The organism is Undibacterium sp. JH2W, from assembly GCF_049340425.1.
In the GTDB taxonomy this organism is placed as follows: domain Bacteria; phylum Pseudomonadota; class Gammaproteobacteria; order Burkholderiales; family Burkholderiaceae_D; genus Undibacterium.
In genome coordinates this window covers 354218-370163 of the sequence record NZ_JBMPOT010000001.1, presented here as the reverse complement: position 1 = coordinate 370163, position 15946 = coordinate 354218, and the positions used below count along the sequence as shown (strand labels likewise).

The 15946-nt window shown below is 50.2% G+C and carries 11 protein-coding genes; 5 read left to right on the top strand and 6 right to left on the bottom strand.

The features are described 5' to 3' along the window. Positions 1-90: 90 nt before the first annotated feature. Positions 91-573: a methylated-DNA--[protein]-cysteine S-methyltransferase gene (locus ACO0LC_RS01620; protein WP_422999960.1), complete on the bottom strand. Its 483-nt coding sequence runs from the start codon at positions 571-573 to the stop codon at positions 91-93. A gap of 132 nt (positions 574-705) precedes the next feature. Then, a complete protein-coding gene (locus ACO0LC_RS01615; RefSeq protein WP_422999958.1) occupies positions 706-2304 on the bottom strand; it encodes an AlkA N-terminal domain-containing protein in 1599 nt (532 codons plus the stop codon). Between the two features lie 97 nt (positions 2305-2401). On the opposite strand from ACO0LC_RS01615, the gene ACO0LC_RS01610 reads away from it, so the two are divergent. The 4 genes from ACO0LC_RS01610 (at position 2402) to ACO0LC_RS01595 (ending at position 9091) form a co-directional block, all read left to right on the top strand. Then, positions 2402-5299, top strand: coding sequence for an ATP-binding protein (locus ACO0LC_RS01610; protein WP_422999956.1), 2898 nt, complete (start codon positions 2402-2404; stop codon positions 5297-5299). 118 nt (positions 5300-5417) lie between these two features. Then, positions 5418-6626: an MFS transporter gene (locus ACO0LC_RS01605; protein WP_422999954.1), complete on the top strand. Its 1209-nt coding sequence runs from the start codon at positions 5418-5420 to the stop codon at positions 6624-6626. A 10-nt stretch (positions 6627-6636) separates the two neighbouring features. Then, a complete protein-coding gene (locus ACO0LC_RS01600; RefSeq protein WP_422999952.1) occupies positions 6637-6774 on the top strand; it encodes a hypothetical protein in 138 nt (45 codons plus the stop codon). 130 nt (positions 6775-6904) lie between these two features. After that, positions 6905-9091, top strand: a complete 2187-nt coding sequence (locus tag ACO0LC_RS01595) for a M3 family metallopeptidase (protein ID WP_422999950.1) — start codon at positions 6905-6907, stop codon at positions 9089-9091. 106 nt (positions 9092-9197) lie between these two features. Here ACO0LC_RS01595 and ACO0LC_RS01590 read toward each other — a convergent pair whose 3' ends face one another. Both ACO0LC_RS01590 and ACO0LC_RS01585 read right to left on the bottom strand, forming a co-directional pair. After that, positions 9198-9482, bottom strand: a complete 285-nt coding sequence (locus tag ACO0LC_RS01590) for an energy transducer TonB (protein ID WP_423000203.1) — start codon at positions 9480-9482, stop codon at positions 9198-9200. A gap of 173 nt (positions 9483-9655) precedes the next feature. Further along, positions 9656-11389, bottom strand: coding sequence for a methyl-accepting chemotaxis protein (locus tag ACO0LC_RS01585; protein ID WP_422999948.1), 1734 nt, complete (start codon positions 11387-11389; stop codon positions 9656-9658). A gap of 154 nt (positions 11390-11543) precedes the next feature. On the opposite strand from ACO0LC_RS01585, the gene ACO0LC_RS01580 reads away from it, so the two are divergent. Further along, positions 11544-11876 carry a hypothetical protein gene (locus ACO0LC_RS01580; protein WP_422999946.1) on the top strand — a complete coding sequence of 111 codons (333 nt, stop codon included), beginning with the start codon at positions 11544-11546 and terminating at the stop codon, positions 11874-11876. 138 nt (positions 11877-12014) lie between these two features. Here ACO0LC_RS01580 and ACO0LC_RS01575 read toward each other — a convergent pair whose 3' ends face one another. Together ACO0LC_RS01575 and ACO0LC_RS01570 are read right to left on the bottom strand one after the other, a co-directional pair. Next, the gene (locus tag ACO0LC_RS01575; protein WP_422999944.1) at positions 12015-12152 is read right to left on the bottom strand and encodes a hypothetical protein; all 138 of its coding nucleotides are present in this window, start codon (positions 12150-12152) and stop codon (positions 12015-12017) included. 197 nt (positions 12153-12349) lie between these two features. Continuing rightward, on the bottom strand, positions 12350-15460 hold the full coding sequence (locus ACO0LC_RS01570) for a TonB-dependent receptor (protein ID WP_422999942.1): 3111 nt from the start codon (positions 15458-15460) through the stop codon (positions 12350-12352). Positions 15461-15946: the final 486 nt, after the last annotated feature.

Sequence of the window (15946 nt, the reverse complement as noted above, 5' to 3'; positions counted from 1 at the left end):
CACCAAAATTAACCAAATGATATTTTCAGATATCTAACTGCTTTTCCTGGGATTGCCGGTTCTGCTGATTATTTAAGCACACACAAATTGCTATTTAGAAAACTTCCTTTCCAGCATCAAGAGTGCTTCCTTATTCTGTAAGCCGCCTGCATAACCTGTCAGTGCGCCATTGCTGGCGATTACCCTGTGGCAGGGAATAATGATGGATAGAGGATTGCGCCCATTTGCCGCGCCCACTGCGCGCACCGCCCTGGGCCTGGCTATGCCCTGCGCCAGCGCCAGATAGCTGCAGGTCTGGGCAAAGGGGATGCGGCGCAAGGCTGACCATACTTCTTGCTGGAAATCTGTCCCTGCCGATAAATCCAGCGGCAAATCAAAATCCTGACGCAGCCCGGCAAAATATTCCTGCAGTTGCTGGCGCGCCTGTATTAGGATGGGCTCAGACTCATCTTCCAGCCAGCCTGCGCTGCCCTTGAAGTGCTTGTGGTTTTCAAAGTACACGCCGCTGAGCCCCTGTTCACTGGCGGCTAACAGTAAATTCCCTACCGGGCTGCTGTAATTAATGTATTTCATGATATTTCCTTTAATCCTTATTTATCCTGTACTAGGACTTACGCAAAATTGTCCCAGCAAGGCGTAGCGACGAAGACAGTACTTTAGTACGGCTAGGAGCTGCAACGCAGCTGGGGCGGTTTTGCGTGAGTCCTATTTACTTAATGATTGCCATAGCAATAGAGCCGCATAAGCCCGCCACGGAGCCCAGGGCTGGGCGATATTCAATAGTTGCTTTTCAGTCAGGCGCTCGCTCACTGGGGTAGCCAATAAGGCGGCGGCCTTTTGCAAACCCAGGTCGCCCGCCGGAAAAGCATCCGAGAAACGCAGGGCGCGCATGGCGATATATTGCGCAGTCCATTCACCTATGCCTTTGACAGTCTTGAGCCTGGCCACCATCTCATCTGAACTGGCGGCCAACTGCTTTTGCAAGCCACCATCCAGCGCAAACTGGGCAATATTCTGTAGTGTGGCAGCGCGGGCACCGGGTATGCCTATGCCTGCCAGTTCATCTATAGAAAGGGAAACGATGGTTTGCGGGCTGGGAAAATGATGGGTGACAGCCGCAAACGGTGTCGTCACAGGCTGGCCAAAGCGGGTTACCAGGCGCCCAGCCACCGTGGTGGCACCAGCCACACTGACTTGCTGGCCCAGCACGGCGCGGATAGCCAGCTCGAAACTGTCAAAAGCACCCGGCACGCGCATACCAGGCGTGCGCAGGATTTGTCCAGCCAGCAAGGCATCGCTTTGCAAATGACTTTGTATGATGGCGGGATTGGCTTCCAGGTCAAATTGCTGCCTGACCCTGGCCATCAGCGGCATGAGTACCGGCGCCAGAGTAGGCGAGACTTGCAGACTGAGTTGCTGTTTGGCTGGCAGATGGGCGACTTTGAGCCAGCCATCCAGGCCATCCATGTGCACACTACGCACATAGGCCTTGCCGCCCTTTTCCTCAATGACAGCTTCCAGGCCGGGCATGGCACGGCCAGCAAGGTAAGTAATCACTGCGTCCCAGGCGTAGGGCGGGCGGTAAGCCAGTTTCAGGCTGACACCTTCACCTGCGCTATCGGCAGCACGGCGTATCGACCCTGGGGCCAATTGATAGCGTTCCGAGAACAAGGCATTAAAGCGCCTGACACTGCCAAAACCGGCGGCAAAAGCAATCTCGGCCATGCCCAGCTGGGTTTCCTGCAAGAGTTTTTTGGCAAACAATAAACGCTGGGTCTGAGCCAGTTCTACCGGTGTCACCCCAAACTCCTGCAACATGACGCGGCGTAACTGGCGCGATGACAAGCCCACCTGCTCAGAAAAACTTTCTATATCCTTTTCATTCAAGGCACCATCCGCGATTTTTTGCCAGATGGCGTGCGCCAGGTTTTGCTGTATCGCATAGGGTGCCAGTTCGGGTCGGCACCGCAGACAGGGGCGAAAACCAGCCGCTTCTGCTGCGGCAGCGCTGCTATAGAATTCGCAGGAAGATTCACGCGGCGTCTTGACACCACACACCGGGCGACAATACACGCCTGTGGTTTTCACGCCGGTAAAAAACACGCCATCGAAACGGCTATCCTTGGCGGCCAGGGCACGGTAATAACATTGCTTTTGTGTCAATCCCTCACTGGCTTCTGTCAGCATCAGGCTGGTCGCATCTGGCTGCGCTATTGCCTGTTGCTTACCAGGTGTAGTCCGTATCTGCTGTTCCATAGCCGCCACTTTCTTTCGCGTAATCAATTCTGAAATAGTTAAAGTCATGTATCCAATATACAATCTGCATTACTATCTTCAGGAATCTTTATACGCGAGTGCTGGTCACTCTTCTAGCCATTTTCGGACAAACAAATCGGGAATCATGCGCCAGGCGCTGAATTTGAATCGTAATTTGCATCGCATCGTCAAGACCGCCCGTCGGCATCCGCGGCTGGCGACTTGTTTACTCAGCCAATTGAGTTTGCAGGCACAAGCTGCCGGGCAAACCGGCCTGCAGCTTGATGCTTGTTACCAGCGCTACCTGATACTGGAAAGGCTGGGGCAAGCGCAGTCCATGCACCATGAGCTGGAGCAAGGCTTGCAAATCGCTGAACAACAGCAATTGACACGCCCGGCCGGACTGATGTTGCTGGCGTTGGGCCGCATCAGCTATACCGAAGGAGCTTACCGTGATGCCATCCTGTATTGGACACGTTGTGTCGATCTCAGCAAGTTCAACCGCGATCAGGTCACGCTGGTAGAAGCCCATATAGGGCTGGGGCAGATTTACGATGCCCTCGGCGACCGCAAGACCGCGGCCCGCTTTCATACTGATGCCGGCATCTTGCTGGGACAATTGAATGAACCTTATCTGCTGTGCAAGCAAATCATCAACCTGGGTGTTAATGAACTCAATACCGGTGAATTGCAGGCAGCAGAAGACTGCTTCCTGAGGGCAAAAGCGCTGGCCGAAGAACACGCCATCCATGAATACCTGGCAGAAACCTATTGGTATCTGGGTCTGGCTGCCAGCCGTAACGCGCAGTTGGCGATAGCCGAAACACATATACGGACAGCATTGCAACTGGCCCATGCCTGTGACTATGTCTGGCTGGAAGCCGCAACCCTGGATTCGCTGGCGGACATCTTGCGTGCTGCCGGGCAAATGGAAGAAGCCCTAACGGCCTATGCCACTGCGCTCAGTTATGCAGAAAAAATTGGTTCACGCAGCCAGAAAGTGCGCAGCCTGGCTGCGCTGTCTGAATTGCATGAGCAGCAGGAAAACTGGCAAGCTGCCCTGCACTTTGCCCGCCTGCATCAGCAAACCGCCAGCGAGCTTAGCGAACTGGGCACGGTGGACAAGTTCCGTGAATTACGCGCCTATGATTTATCGCGCAAGTCGCCGGTAGAAATCCTGCTGGAACTCTCCTCCAACCGTTTGCTGGAGGAAGGCCAGCCAACGGAAGTATTGCAACTGATCTGTGATACTGCGCTGAGCATCCTGCATGCCGAGCTGGTGAGTATCCACCTGTTTGATGACAATGGCGTAGGCTTGCATTGTCATGCCAAAGCTGGTGTCGCCTGCGCCAGGGTCAAGACAGAAATGCCTTGCCAGAACTTGCCGCTGCTGATGCACATATTGCAGCAAGATGAAGTACCGCTGGTAGCCCATGATATGCGGTTGCATGTGGTAGCTGGCGAGATGCAGGCTTTGCTGGGTCAGCCGCAACTGCATTCGGTACTGGAAATCCCCCTGCGTCTGCATGGCAAAAGCATGGGCTTGCTATGCCTGGCCCAGACCAGCAATATCAGGCACTGGTCGCGCGAAGATGTCTTGTTTGGCCGCCATCTGGCGAATCTGATACAACAAGTACTCAGTCATGCCGAGCATGCACAAACCCAGAAGCAGCTCGAAGCCAGGGTACAAGAGCGCACCGCCAGCCTGCAATTGCAGACTGAGCAATTACAGCAGGCGCACCAGCATATTTACCGGCTAAGCGAGATAGGCAGGGAAATAACCTCCAGCCTGGACCGCGATACCATCATGGAAATCGTCTACCGCCATGTACATGACTTGATGGGGGCTGAGGTATTTGCAGTTGGCATTTACCGGCCAGAACAGGAAACCATAGAATTCCCCTGCAATATCTTGCGCGGACATCGCATGTTGCCGTATATACGCGATATCAAGGACAAGGACTTATTGTCGGTCTGGTGTGTCACCCACCAGCAGGCGATTTTCATCGGCAACATCTATACTGAATACCATGGCTATATCAGTGAAGCCGGTTTACATAAACTGACTGTGGACAGTGCCTATTTTGCCGATCTGGAAAAGATCATCCCGGTCTCGCATATTTACGTGCCCCTGGTGATCAAGGGGCGCACCATAGGCGTCATTGCCATACAAAGCACGCAAAAAAATGCCTTCCAGCGCATGCACCTGGATATCGCCATGATGCTGGCGGCGTATACTGCCATCGCTGTGGAAAATGCTGAAACCTATCAACAATTATTAAAAGCCCAGCAGATACTGATCTCACAAGAAAAACTGGCGGCTCTGGGTTCACTGGTGGCAGGCATAGCCCATGAATTGAATACGCCTATAGGGAACAGCCTGCTGACAGCCACCACCTTGCAGGAACAGTCAGCGATATTCTTGCGCAAGCTGACAGACAATAGTTTGAAGCGTTCTGACCTGAATCAATTTTCGGCAAGTATCAATAATGCCAATGACTTATTGCTGCGCAATCTCATGAGTGCCAGCGACCTGGTCAGCAGTTTCAAGCAAGTCTCGGTAGACCAGACCAGCCAGAAGCGCCGCATCTTTAATTTGCGCAAGACTTCACTGGAAGTCATACGCACTTTGCACAACCTGATACACAAGCGCGGCCATACGCTGGAAATTGATATACCTGACGATATAGAGTTGAACAGCTTTCCCGGTCCCTATGGGCAAATCCTGAGCAATTTCATCAATAATGCCATGCTGCATGCCTTTGACAAGCGCGAGAATGGCAAGATGCTCTTGCGTGCTTATAAAACACCGGACAATCAGGTACAACTGATTTTCTCTGACAATGGCATGGGCATAGAGGAACAGGATTTAAGGCGCATTTTCGATCCCTTCTTCACCACCAAGCTGGGTCAGGGTGGCAGTGGCCTGGGACTCAGCATTGTGCATAACCTGGTAACCACCATCATGCTAGGCAGTATCACGGTCGATAGTACGCCCGGCCTGGGCACGCGCTTTAGTTTAAGCTTGCCACTCAATCCCTGAGTTTCTGCCAACCCTGCGTTGACTGCTGTCGGACACCATACCGTCATGGTATTTTGGGCAGTCCACATGGTTTTCAGGATTGGCATACACTAACTGAGTTTGCTTATACTTATTTACCATGACTACTCAACGCGCCCCCGACCTGAAAACCGTGCTGCTGGCCAGCGGTATCGTCATTACCTTGTCCATGGGCGTCAGGCATGGCTTTGGTTTCTGGATGCAACCTATCTCACAAGAACATGGCTGGACCAGGGAAACTTTTTCCATGGCCATGGCCATGCAAAATCTGATGTGGGGCGTGTTTGGCCCTCTCGCCGGCATGGTGATAGACAGGGTGGGTACGATGAAGATGATGGTGCTGGGTGCCTTCCTGTATGCCGCTGGCTTGCTGTGGATGGCACTGATAGATAACTCCAGCCTGTTCATCATTGGCACTGGCATATTGATAGGGGCAGCGCTGGCCTGTACCTCGTTTGGTGCAGTCAGTGGCATCATAGGCCGTACAGCGCCGCTGGAAAAACGCTCCTGGGCCTTTGGTATCTCTTCTGCTGCAGGTTCCTTTGGTCAATTTATCATGATGCCTATAGAGCAGCAATTGATCGCCCATGCTGGCTGGCAAACTGCTTTCTATGTATTGGCCGCCCTGGTCGTGGTGCTGATGCTGCCCATGGCCTGGAAGCTGCGCGAACCGGCGCTGGAGCAAGTCACAGGACCACAGCAAAGCATCATGGAAGCGACACGCGAAGCCTTTGCCTATAAACCTTTCTTGCTGCTGGTGGCTGGCTATTTCGTCTGCGGTTTCCAGCTGGTATTCATAGGCGTGCACATGCCTGCCTACCTGAAGGACAAGGGTGTCATGGACCCCAGTGTGGCGGTGTATGCCCTGGCGCTGATAGGCTTGTTCAATATCTTTGGTTCTTACTATGCAGGCAAACTGGGTGGCATGTTCCCCAAACCCTATCTGCTGTCAGCGATCTATCTGGCCCGCAGTGCGGTCATCGGTTTGTTCTTGCTGGCACCGCTGACACCGTATTCCGTTTATCTGTTCGCAGCTGCGCTGGGCTTGCTATGGCTATCTACCGTACCGCTGACAAATGGCGTGGTTGCCGGGATTTTTGGGGTCAGGTATCTGTCGATGCTGTCGGGCTTTGTCTTCTTTTCGCATCAGGTCGGTAGCTTCATCGGGGTCTGGCTGGGTGGTTATATCTACACCAGGACAGGCAGCTACAATATGGTATGGGGCATAGTCCTGGCACTGGGTATTTTTGCGGCGCTGGTGAATTTGCCTATCAGTGAAAAACCCATAGCCCGTGTGGCAGCAGCCTGAGGACCTGGCTATGTCACTACTCTCATCCAAAAAACTGTTGCGCCTGCTCTGGGCTGCCATCATGGTGAGCGTGCTGGCCCTGGTTTTCCTGGCTTATCTGCGCCCGGCCTTCATACTTGATCTGGCAAACCGCTTTGTGATGTGCTGAGTGCGCCCCCCCCCCGCAGTAAAAATAGCGCCAGTCCGGCGCTATTTTTTTGCCTGGGATGAACGATATTTCTGCTGTATGGTCTGCTACACTGGGTTCCCTTTTTGATCAAAGATTTTGGTAAAACTACATGAACAAACATTTACTGCTTATCTTGCTGGGCACGGCATTGGCCAACCCGGCCAGCCATGCCGCTAGTGCCACCACGGCCACCGCTACCCCGACTGCAGAACCAGGCAGCACGGTCCTGCAAAAGAAGCATGTTGGTAAACTGGCTGGCAATCCTTTTACCAGCGCCAGCAAACTGCCTTACCAATATCCTGCCTTTGATCAAATAAAAAATGCGCATTATGCGCCAGCCTTTAGCGAAGGTATGCGTCTGCATGGTCTGGAGATTGTAGCGATTGCGAATAATCATGCGGCACCTACGTTTGAAAATACCGTGATTGCCATGGAGCGCGCAGGCCAGATGCTGAACCGTGTTTCCACGGTATTTTCCAGCCTGACTGCGGCCAATACCAATCCTGAGATGGAGAATCTGTCGCGCGAACTGGCCCCAAAACTGGCGGCCCATCAAGACCAGGTTTTCTTGAATGCCCGCCTGTTCCAACGCATCAGCAAATTATATGAAGCGCGCCAGGCATTGCAACTGGATGCAGAATCCGCTCGCTTGCTGGAACGCTATTACACAGACTTTGTGCGTGCCGGTGCCAAACTGAGCGACAAGGACAAGCAAAAACTGAAAAGCCTGAATGCCCAGTTGGCCAGCCTGGGCACCCAGTTCAGCCAGAATGTGCTGAAAGAAACCAATGCCTCGGCCATCATTGTCGACAGCAAGGCTGAATTGCAGGGCTTGTCGGAAGAAGAAATTGCCAGCGCCGCCGAGGCTGCCAAGACACGTGGCCTGAAAGATAAATTCGTCATCCCACTGGTGAACACCACGGGCCAACCCTTTGAAGCCAGCCTGACCAACCGAGCCTTGCGCCAGCGCCTGCATGAAGCATCGGTCAACCGCGGTAGCCACGGTGGTGAATTTGATAATCGCCAGGTCGCCATTGACCTGGCACGCCTGCGCGCCGAAAGGGCAACGCTGCTGGGTTATGCCAACCACGCAGCCTATGGCCTGGAAGATGAAACGGCCAAGACAACGACAGCCGTCAACAAAATGCTGGGTGAACTGGCACCAGCAGCCGTCAATAATGCCAGGGCAGAAGCCGCCGAGCTACAGAAAATCATCGATGCTCAGCAAGGCGGTTTCAAACTGGCCGCCTGGGACTGGGCCTTTTATACCGAGCAATTACGCAAGAGCAAATACAGCTTTGACGATAGTCAGTTGCGCCCTTATTTTGAATTGAAGAATGTACTGGAAAACGGTGTCTTCTTTGCCGCCACCAAGCTGTATGGCATTACTTTCAAAGAACGTACTGACTTGCCGGTCTACCACCCCAGCGTCAAGGTCTATGAAATATTTGATGCAGATGGCAAGAGCATGGCCTTGTTCATCGCCGACATGTATGCCCGCGATACCAAACGCGGTGGTGCCTGGATGAATGCCTATGTGGAGCAATCCAGTCTGTTTGGCACTCACCCGGTGATTGCCAATCACCTCAATATCCCGCAACCACCGGCAGGCCAGCCTACCCTGTTGACGTTTGATGAAGTGCGCACGGCTTTCCATGAATTTGGTCATGCCTTGCACGGCCTGTTTTCGAATGTGAAATACCCGCGTTTTTCTGGCACTAATGTGCCACGTGATTTTGTCGAATATCCTTCGCAAGTCAATGAAATGTGGGCGACCTGGCCAGAAGTATTGAAAAACTACGCCAGGCATTATCAAAATAGCGAAGTGATACCGCAAAGCCTGGTCGATAAAATCACGGCGGCGAATAAATTCAATCAGGGTTTTGCGACAACAGAATATCTGGCAGCATCCTTGCTGGATCAGCGCTGGCATCAACTGACACCAGCCCAGGTTCCTAAAGATGCGCTGGCCTTTGAAGCAGCAGCCTTGAAACAGGCAGGTGTCGACTTTGCCCCGGTACCACCGCGTTATCGCAGCACGTATTTCTCACACATCTTTGGCGGTGGCTATTCTGCCGGTTACTATGCCTATCTGTGGAGTGAAGTACTGGATGCAGAAAGCGTGGAATGGTTCAAGGAAAACGGTGGCCTGAACCGCAAGAATGGTGACTGGTTCCGTCAGCAATTATTGTCCAAGGGTGGCAGCATGGATCCACTACTCTCTTTCCGCAACTTCCGTGGTCGCGAACCCAGGATCGATCCCTTGCTGATACGTCGTGGCTTGAAAGCAGAATAATCAATCTGCCAATAAGCAGCGGATTGTAGCCGCTGAACAAGCGTGGTAAAAAAAGAGGGAACATCACTGTTCCCTCTTCTCATTTATGGCTCTGTTTGCAAAAAACTTATTCCAGCTTCCAGACAAAATCAACCTTGGCCCACAACTGGTCAGGCTTGCCATCCTTGGTACCTGGTTTGAATTTGCATTGGCTCAGGGCTGTCAGCGCAGCCTTGTCCAGACTCTTGGAACCACTGGATTTTTCGACTTTGGATTCAACCACCTTGCCATCCGCACCGACCAGAAAACCCATGGAAACCGTGCCGGTTTCTTCATTCATCAAGGCGGCTTTCGGGTATTTAGGTGGCTCACAGGATTTGCTATCCATGACAGGAGAAGTCTCTGCCGCCATGACGGAAGCACTGGCCGCCAGCAACAAGGATGAAATGAGAATTGACAGTTGAGGTTTCATAGTGATCTTCTTATTCATGTTTTATTCAGTATAAAAAATTTCCCGGGGATTTCAAGGCAAGCAGCATATCTTGATATCTTGCATACGCTACCCATCATTTCAGACATGATGGATCAGAACTCTTCCCACTCATCACTACTACTGGCACTCGCCGTTTTTTTGCTTGGTGCTCTGGCAACTGGTAAAGATTTTACCTGATTGTTTCTGGCTTTAGGCTTGATTGCCACTACCGGTTCGACACGGCGCGGTGCTAACTTTGCAACTGGCGCAGCAATTTGCTGGGCACGTTCACCCGCATGCAATTTAAACACGCTGACGACTTTCGCCAGTTCAGATGCCTGGTCTTGCAAGCTTTGCGCTGCGGCAGCAGCTTCTTCCACCAGGGCAGCATTTTGCTGGGTCACGCCATCCATTTCTATGATGGCGTGATTGACATGCTCAATACCCACGCTTTGTTCCTGGCTCGCGGCACTGATTTCAGCAATGATGTCAGTCACATGTTTCACACTGGAGACTACCTGGTCTATCGTAACGCCTGCCTGACCAACCAGCTTGGTGCCGATTTCGACTTTCTCTACCGAAGTACCGATCAGGGTTTTGATTTCCTTGGCTGCTGCGGCACTGCGCTGCGCCAGGTTACGCACCTCAGCGGCAACTACGGCAAAGCCACGACCTTGCTCACCAGCGCGGGCAGCTTCTACCGCTGCATTCAAGGCCAGGATATTGGTCTGGAAAGCGATGCCATCAATGACGCTGATAATATCGACAATTTTCTTGGAGGATTCATTGATGGAACCCATGGTATCAACCACCTGGGCCACCACAACACCACCCTGGCGTGCCACTTCAGATGCAGACGCTGCCAGTTGATTGGCTTCGCGCGCATTGTCGGCATTTTGCTTGACCGTGGTCGTCAATTCTTTCATGGACGAGGTGGTTTTTTCAAGGGAGCTGGCTTGTTGTTCAGTGCGGGAAGACAAGTCCAGGTTACCGGTCGCGATTTCACTGGAAGCAGTGGCGATGGTGTCAGTGCCATTGCGTACCTGGGCTACGATGTTGACCAGGCTATCACGCATGTTCTTCATTTCAAACAGCAGACTGGCAGTGTCACCAGACTTCAGATCTATTGGTGCCGTCAGGTCACCGGCAGCAATCTGGCCAGCAATTTCAGCTGCATAATCAGGCTCTCCACCCAATTGCTTTAACAAGCTGCGGCTGATCGCGAAAGCAGCAAATATGCCTGCCACCAATGCCAAGCCACCCAGCACCGCCATCAAGCTTGTGGCTGCCTTGAAGGAAGAGCCAGCTTCTTCGGCAGTCTGGGAATTCAGTTTATCTTCCAGTGTCACCAGCTCATCGAGAGTGTCCAGCCATTTTTTCTGTACTGGGCGCAATTTCTTGATGAGGGTAATCGTCGCTGCTTCGGCATTATTCGCCAGACCCAGTTCTTGCGCTTTGGCAGGCAAGGCCGCTGCCGCTGTTTCAGCTTCCTTCAATTTACCCAGCAAAGTTTTTTTATCACTATTGCCTGCACCTTCTTCTGTCGCCAGTTTACTCAATTTTTCATCTGCAGCAGCATATTGCTTGGATTGCTCGGCTATCTTTTTCAGCTCTGGCTCCATGTCGCCTGCATCATTAAGCAAGGTCAGGTTGCGCAGCGACACCATGCGGTCATACACGATAGCGCGCATATCCAGTGCCAGACGGGTTTCGGCATTGCTGACATTGACTATCTTGTCCAGTCGCCCCTGAATTTGTGCCATCCTGGAAATACCGACGACGGTCACAGCAATTAATAAAGTTAAAACCAGAGCAAAGCCCAGTCCCAAACGCCTACTTACTGTCATTTTTGATAAATTCATTTGCTTGACTGGTGTGAAAAATGGTTGAAGGAGAAGAGAACAAAAGTGTTACGAAATACTAACCTGATTGCTTATCCTTGCACGCATAATTGCCGCCAGGACACTTATTTTTACAAATGCATGACGAAGCAGACATTTATTGAAAAAAAGCGACTTATTCGTTGGAAAAGCAAAAGATAAAGTTAGAAATATACTCGAAATTTTCTCAGTAGCAAGTGCTTTTTACTGGTATCCCCGCTCCCAAAAAGCCAGAATGGAAAGAAACTATTTGCATTTATACAGTGCTGGAAATTTGCTTATTTTTTATGCAGAAAACTATACTTGCCCGTCTCGTCAACTGACTAAATTTTGTTCACGTTTTTCTCGATTTCTCCATGGCAACATCATTTTATTGACAAATGACTCTCTTGCTAAAATACCTAGTGGTCTTATGCTGAGTATAAGAAAAAAAATTTTCAATGCTGCTGATTAATTTGAAGAAAAATGAAAAAAACCGGACAAGTCCGGGCTCTTATCTACCTGTATCTATCCAGCAAATCAATATTTACAGGCAGCAGTGATAATAGGAGGTACGACTGAGAAGATAGATATAACGGCCATCGTAACCTGGCTAATTACCCCCCGTATTACGGATAGTGAACGGTGGATCAACATTGAACAGATTGCGGACACCACCAGTGATAGTCAGGTTTTTGATGATTTTGGCTTGCGACTGATAATCAATCAATGCTCGTGTAGTTGCCGACATCGCGATTCATTTGGTCCAGCTGCCATTTCTTAATTCTCAAACAATTGAAAGCCAATTAGCCCCTAAGCAAAACGGATTGGAGCATCGCTTGCTATCTGAACTGAAAATTATAGATTCACCTCACACCCCTCTAAGACTACGCAAACCAAAAAAAACCCGCAAGCTTGCGCTTGCGGGTTTTTTTGAACTACACCAAATCAGAACTTATGATTGTATTGTACTGACAGACGGATAGAACGTGGAGCTGTGTAAGACAATTCCTGGCCAGCTGTTGGGCTGATTGCATCGCCCGCCAACCTGACATTGTAACCTTCGTCTATAGACTGAACTACTTGACGGTTGAATACGTTCAGGATGTCCATCTTCAGTAACAAGCCTTTTACCATACTTGGCTTATACATGAAGTTCAGATCCAGACGAGTATCCCATGGCAAGCGGCCAGCTGCACCACGACCATTTGGAACACCGGCTGGGCACAGATAGAAGATGGAACCGTACTGATTCAAGCCCAGACCTTGCTGATCCAATGCCGATGGAATATTGCAAGTGAAGGATTTTGGACGACCAGAAGCTACAAGCACGTTGCCACCGATTGCAAATTCCTGATTGATTTCATACAAACCGTAAGCCTTGAACTGGTGTGTACGATCATTCGGCAACAAGCCACTGCTGTTGAGCATGGTTTCTGGGAAGTCCCACAGAGAGCTGTTACCAACGTCAGACTGCGCATTGTCAGACTTGGTCAGACCTTCCTGGTTACCTTCGCTGCGTGACCAGGTATAGTTGAATTTACCATACCAGCTGTTACGCATTGGATGTTCCAGCATGAATTCCAAAGCTGTATATTCACGCTTCGGTCCTTCCTGGAAGCCCATTTCTGCAGCAGTAACAGAAACAACACGTTGCTGACCATTACCCAACGGGAAGACGAATGTGGCATCTTGACCAGGATTGAACAAGGCACCATTCCAGCCCAGACCAGCGGCATTGTAAGTCGCCACATCAGCAGCACTCAGTTTTTTCAGAATCGCCCGTGTATCAGAGTAATCGTCGATCGTATTTTTCAATTTACGATAAGTAAATTTCACACCACCATTTAATTCTGGAGTCAGTGCTTTCTCAAAGCCGATGTTCAACTCATCCTGATAGTGAGCCTTCAAATTAGTGGAAGCCAATTCATTGGCAACTTTAGGTTGACCAAATTCAGAGTTGGCAGAAACCACATTACTGATCTTGTTCAGGCCCAAAGGCGCACCTGTCTTAGGATCCACTCCTGTATAAGTGAAGAACTGATCCGTATTCAGAGAAGCACCGGCAAAACGTACAGCCAGGTTAGTAGGCAATGGCAAGTGGTAACGACCAGCTGTACCAAATACTTTCAATGAACCATCACCATTGACGTCCCATGCTGCTGCCAGGCGTGGAGCGATCTGATTTTTTTGTTCTACAAAAGTCGTGCCAACTTCGTTTTGGTTGGAGAAGCTTTCGCTACGCAAACCCAGGGTCACCAAAACGTCTTTAGTCACTTGATAACGGTCTTCGATATACAGCGCAGACTGTTTGACTGAAGGCGTAGAACCGGTAGATTGCAAATTCAAATCAACATAGTAGCCTTGTGTACCATAGCCGCCACCTGCTGCCGGGGAAATAAGATGACCGGACAACACCGCATTCGGATCTGTTGCACGCAGATATGTCCAGTTACCACCACCAGCAGCCTGGCTACCAGCAACCGAATTGATCTTGTTGTAATCCAGACCAGCGCGGATTGTATGCTCTTTAGCGGCTTTATATTCCAGATCGATACGATAGCCTTTATTGGTATCGCTAGCATTATCACGCAGTAAGCTGCCTGCAAATGTCTGTGGATCAGACACATTATAGTTAACCCCAGGAGCACGATTCGCGTCACCTGCCGTGAAAGGCTTCACACCTGGAATGTAACCAAATGGGCTTTGTGTATGGTCAACTTTGGACTGACCAACCAATGCCAAGACGGTCAGATTATCTGTCAGATATCCGGTGTATTTCAGGATATCGATGTTGGCACCTTGTGGAGCCTGCAAGGCTGCGCCGTTGGCGTTAAGGAATAACAAGCCGGAAGCATAGTTCTTGAATGTGGCGCCACCATATTGTGTATAACCACGTTGTTTAGTCGCGTAATCAAAGCCATAGTATCTGTCTTCGACTTTGGATTCATCGCCAATACGGGTGTATTCCAGATGGTGGTCATCAGTGATGTTCCAGTCCAGCTTACCCAGATAACGTGGGACTTCGGAATGTTGTTCCAGCCAGCCCAGTTTGTTATTGGTGGTATTGGCCGCCGACAGTCGGGCGGTCTGCGTATCTTTTTGTGTAGATTCAGCAGCAAAGTACATGAACAACTTGTCTTTGATGATAGGACCGCCAATCGACACGTTGTAGACTTTTTCATCTACGCTATCGCCAGCTTTGTAGTTGAATATCGTACCATCAGTTCCTGCATTACGGGCGGCACCAGTGTTAGGGTACATGATGTCTTTTGCTTTAGAGCGCAAACTGTTTGGCGCATAAGTAAAACCAACACCCACTTCCCAGTTGTTTGTTCCACTCTTGGTCGTAATGTTTACCACACCACCAGTCGAACGGCCAAATTCGGCTCCGTAGCCACCAGTAATAACCTGGGCTTCAGCGATAGAACCGAAAGGCAGGGAAGAATAACCAACTTGATACAGACTGCTGGTGACAGGGAAACCGTTGATATAGGCTGCATTTTCTGCCGCGCTCGAACCACCAAAGCTGGCGGCGTTATTGCCGAAACGTGAATCACCACGCGTAGTACCACCAGCCAACTGAACGATGTTCGCAACTGCAGGAGCGATAGGGATGACCGCCAGTTCTTTTGCAGTGAAGGAAGAGCCCGAATTAGAGCTCTTAATATCAATAGCCTTGGCACGTTGTGTAATTTGCACAACCTGTGTACCAAAAGTCGCTACACTGTCCTGTCCGATACGGACCTCGAGGTCCTGGACACCCACCACGGAACTACCTTCCAACAGAGATACTTTGTAGTTACCGGTAGGCACTGAAGTCAAACGGAATTGACCATTGGCGTCAGGGGTGATAACGCGCTTGACACCATTGTCAACGCCGACCACGGAGACGCTGGTATTCGCCTTCATCGTGACTGTGCCTGAAATCGTACCAGTTGTGTTTGATTGCGCCATTACGTCGGCTTGATAGCCAACTGTCATTACACCGGCACCAAACGCGAGCATCAGCGCACGGGCAACCAGTGTCTTTTTAAATACCAAACTATTTTTTGACATATGTTTTCCTAAGTATTATTCCAATGCAACACAACACGGAATTTGCCTTCAACCCACTTATCCCGTGCCACTTCTCCCTGCTGGCTTAGCGATGCAATGAAATGAGGGATGGCATCTTCTTACTTCACTGTCAGCCATCAATCTCAAGTCTATTTTTGTTATCCATTGCTAATGCACTTTACAAATATTTCCTGCCGAAGAAATTTTCATAATGAATTCCGATTTCATGAAAATTGCAAAAAATTTGAGCAATTTTTACTGAAACAGTATGTAAATTTTCCTATCAAAAAAATACTCGTATTGCATGGAACCATTTGCAATTAATGAAGTCAAGATTGTTTTTTTTATATTTTCAATCGATTTTCAGTTATTTTTTTGAGCCAGATTAATTCATAAAAGAATCTTTTTGAAGCTTAAGTTCGACGCGTCATTAAATTTTTATTGGCGCGATAAAAATCGGGAATTATCGATTTAATTCACTCCAGA